We start from the raw sequence: 3,388 nt of genomic DNA on the forward strand, positions 1-3,388 counted from the left end.
TGCAGACCTGGGGTGACGATCTGTTTGCAGTACTGGCGAGCGGGCCGGTGCCGCCCAACCCGAGCGAGCTACTCGCTTCAGATCGCATGCGCAAACTGCTCATGGAACTCCAAGAGACCTACGACACGATCCTCATCGACACCCCGCCACTGATTCCGGTCACCGATGCCGCCGCTGTCGCGGTCCACAGCGACGGAGCACTACTAATCACCCGCCACGGGGCGACATCCCGTGATCAGGTGCAGAAGGCCGTCGGCGTGTTGGCCGGAGTGAATGTGCGGGTACTTGGCACCGTCTTCAGCATGACGCCGGCCTCGGGTACAAGCTCCTACTATTACGCCTACAGCTCGGATTCCACCGAAAGCAAGAAAGGGCTGCTGCGGCGTCGACGAGCGTCGACCTCCTCAAGCGCTCGGAAGATCAATTTTCCGGGCGACTCCGACCTTAAGCCTGCCCGGACGGCCGGAACCAGAGGTGGAGCAAGGACGACCAACCGATCCGACGCACCGCCCTCGACCATCGAGATCGACCGCGGCGAATTCGACGATGCGAAGAATGCCCAATGGGCCAGTTCACGAGGGCCGAGTGACTGACCCAGCAGCACAGGGGGTGGATACAGATTGTGAGCAACAATCGTGGTGACCAGCAGGCGCCGCCAATGGAGAACGCCGAAGATAGACCGATCTGGAGCGGCAAGGCAGTCGTGGAAGCGGACTCGCCGCGGCATCGTCGTCGCGGCCGCCGAATACTCCTTGGCAGCATCATCACGCTAGTCGTGCTGGTGGCCACGTTCGGCGGCATCCTCTACAGCGTCACCAACGACCTCGCGAACAATGTGCACCGCCTGCCGCACGTCTTCGCACCGCTGAATCAGGCACAACGGCCGACCACCCCCGCGGTCGCCGCGCACAGCATGACTTTCCTGCTCGTCGGTCTGGACACCCGATCCACAAGCCCGACCACCGGCAACGGAACTTCGTCCTCGTCTTTCGTGGCCGGATCGAACAGCGATGTCATGATGGTGGTCCGGCTCAACGCGGCTCGGACGTCCGCGACGCTGGTGTCGATTCCCCGGGACAGCTACGTCGCGATCCCGGGCTACGGGAAGGGCAAGATCAACTCGTCTTACGCGATCGGGGGGCCAACCCTGGCGGTGCGGACCGTCGAGGCCCTCACCCATATCCGCATCGACCACTTCGCGACCATCGATTTCGACGGCTTCAAGACCATGACCACGGCCGTCGGTGGGGTCGACGTGCGGGTGGCGGACCAGACCAGCAGCGCCGGGGTGACGTTCCACGCGGGCATCGACCATCTCAGCGGCAACCAGGCACTGGCCTACGTCCGGCAGCGCCACGGTCTACCTCGCAGTGACCTCGACCGCGTCCAGCGCCAACAAAACGTGCTCCGCGCCCTGATGAACAAGGCCGTCTCCGGCGGGCTGCTCACCAGCCCCGGACGGACCTACCATCTGCTCTCGGCCGTCACCAAGTCGGTCAGCATCGACGACACGATGAGCAACGGAGCGCTCCGCTCCCTGGCGTTCGGTCTGCGGGACATGCGCCCCAGCCACGTCACCTTCATGACCGCACCGGTGTCGGGCTTCGGGATGGAAGGGTCGCTGGACGTCGTCTACCTCGACGCCCAACGCGCTCCTCTGCTCTGGCAGGCGGTCAATAACAACAAGGTGCCCGCCTACCTCGCGAAGTACGGCGGCGACACCCTCCCGCACAACCCTCGATGAGCGCACTGGCCGATCCGGATCGCTTCGGCATCCTCTTCGTGTGCACCGGCAACATCTGCCGGTCGCCGTACGCCGAAAGCCTCGCGCGTCGCCTCCTTGCCGACAGTCTCGGCGGCGACGGTGCGGGGCGGTTCGTACTGGCCAGCGCCGGCACCCGTGCCCTGGTCGGCTCCGGAATGGACCTGCTCGCCCACGCCGAGCTGCGGGCGGCCGGCGGGAGCTCGGACGGCTTCGCCGCCCGCCAGGTCGGCGCCAAGGACATCGCCGCGGCGGAGTTGGTGCTCACCGCCGAGCGTGCGCACCGCGCGTACGTCGTCAGGGAATTGCCTCGCGCGCTGCGCACGACATTCACCCTGCGCGAGTTCGCCCGCCTGCTCGACGCGGGTCTGCCCGGCCACCGGCTGCCCGACGACCCGGTGGCGCGGACCCGACTGGCGGTCGCGATCGCCCGGTCCACCCGCGGCACCCTCGAGCAGAGGCCGCCCGGCGACGATGACGTACCCGACCCCTACGGTCTGCCGGCCGAGGAGCACCACGAGACCGCCACGATCATCGCCGCCGCGCTGCAGCAGATCGTCGGGCTGATCTGGGCCCGTGGACGAGACCGGCGCCCGGACCATGACCCGGACGGACGACAGGGTGACCAGGTCGGTTGATCTCATTTCCGTGATCTCCCGGTCACGAATCAGCCAACTCTCAGGATTTTGACAGCGCCGGCAGCCATGCTTTGCAGGTGACCGTGGTGCCGGACGTCGAGAGCCTTCCGCCCCACGTCGACGAGCCGACGTGGCGCCGATTCTGCTCGTCCATCCTCATCATCCCGTCCGGCTGCCACCTCTGGACGGGTCCGGCCGACGCCGACGGGCACGGCAGATTCTGGGCCGAAGACCGCATCTGGCCGGCCCACACCTTCGCCTGGCACGCCTGGCACGGGCCCTCACCGCGCTCCCGGCCCATCGTCCACCTGTGCGGTCATCCACTGTGCGCCCCGACCACCCGGGATACGGTCGAGACCCATCTGTCCGCCGACCACGACGTGGAGAGCCGGGCAACGCTCATCCAGCACCGGGAGGCGGGGCTACGACGCCTCTCCGCCGCGCGTCATGCCCACCTCGCGGTCACCCGGGCCACCCAGAGCGCCAGCCTCGACGCCGTCCTGGCCGCCGCCATCGAGCAGGCCAACGGCAGCTCCGAAGGGCCGCCGCTCTCGTGATCGTCTGGACCCTCGATCAGCCCGCGCGGGCGATCACGAAATCGGCGAGCGCACCCAGCCCGGCCCTCGCCGGCACGTCCGGCAGATCGTTCAGGAGCCGCCGGGCGCCCTCGGCGTACGACGTCAGCGTCGACTGCGCCTCCGCCACCGCCGGCGAACCCCGGAGCAGGCCTAGCGCCTCGGAGTGCAGAGCGTCGTCGACCAGCGGCCCGCGCAGCAGCTCCCGCAGCCGCGCCTGCCCCGGGTCGTCCGACCGCAGCGCGTAGAGCATCGCCAGGGTCGGCACCCCTTCCCGCAGGTCGGTGCCCGGAGTCTTGCCCGACTGCGCCTGCAGCGAGGTGATGTCGAGCAGGTCGTCGGAGAGCTGGAACGCCGTCCCCACCACCTCGCCGTAACGCTGCAACGCCTCGATGACCGACCGGTCGGCGCCG

General features: G+C 68.2%; 5 protein-coding genes. 4 read left to right on the plus strand and 1 reads right to left on the minus strand.

The genetic code is table 11. From position 1 onward, the window contains the following. From VGH85_21430 to VGH85_21445, 4 genes are all read left to right on the plus strand, one after another. The coding region (locus VGH85_21430) for a CpsD/CapB family tyrosine-protein kinase (protein HEY2176378.1) at positions 1-593 on the plus strand (593 nt) is incomplete at its 5' end. Positions 594-775: 182 nt separating this feature from the next. Then, positions 776-1,744 (plus strand): LCP family protein, encoded by a 969-nt coding sequence (locus VGH85_21435; protein HEY2176379.1) that lies wholly within the window; start codon positions 776-778, stop codon positions 1,742-1,744. After that, positions 1,741-2,400: a low molecular weight phosphatase family protein gene (locus VGH85_21440; GenBank protein ID HEY2176380.1), complete on the plus strand. Its 660-nt coding sequence runs from the start codon at positions 1,741-1,743 to the stop codon at positions 2,398-2,400. The genes VGH85_21435 and VGH85_21440 overlap by 4 nt, the downstream gene beginning before the upstream one ends. 77 nt (positions 2,401-2,477) lie before the next feature. Then, the gene (locus VGH85_21445; protein ID HEY2176381.1) at positions 2,478-2,957 is read left to right on the plus strand and encodes a hypothetical protein; all 480 of its coding nucleotides are present in this window, start codon (positions 2,478-2,480) and stop codon (positions 2,955-2,957) included. Positions 2,958-2,973: 16 nt separating this feature from the next. Here VGH85_21445 and VGH85_21450 read toward each other — a convergent pair. Further along, the coding region (locus VGH85_21450) for a polyprenyl synthetase family protein (GenBank protein ID HEY2176382.1) at positions 2,974-3,388 on the minus strand (415 nt) is incomplete at its 5' end.

Source organism: Mycobacteriales bacterium (assembly GCA_036497565.1).
In the GTDB taxonomy this organism is placed as follows: domain Bacteria; phylum Actinomycetota; class Actinomycetes; order Mycobacteriales; family QHCD01; genus DASXJE01.

Excerpts from the sequence above, each read along its gene's own strand:
- VGH85_21440 (HEY2176380.1), top strand. The coding sequence starts at position 1,741 with ATGAGCGCACTGGCCGATCCGGATCGCTTCGGCATCCTCTTCGTGTGC.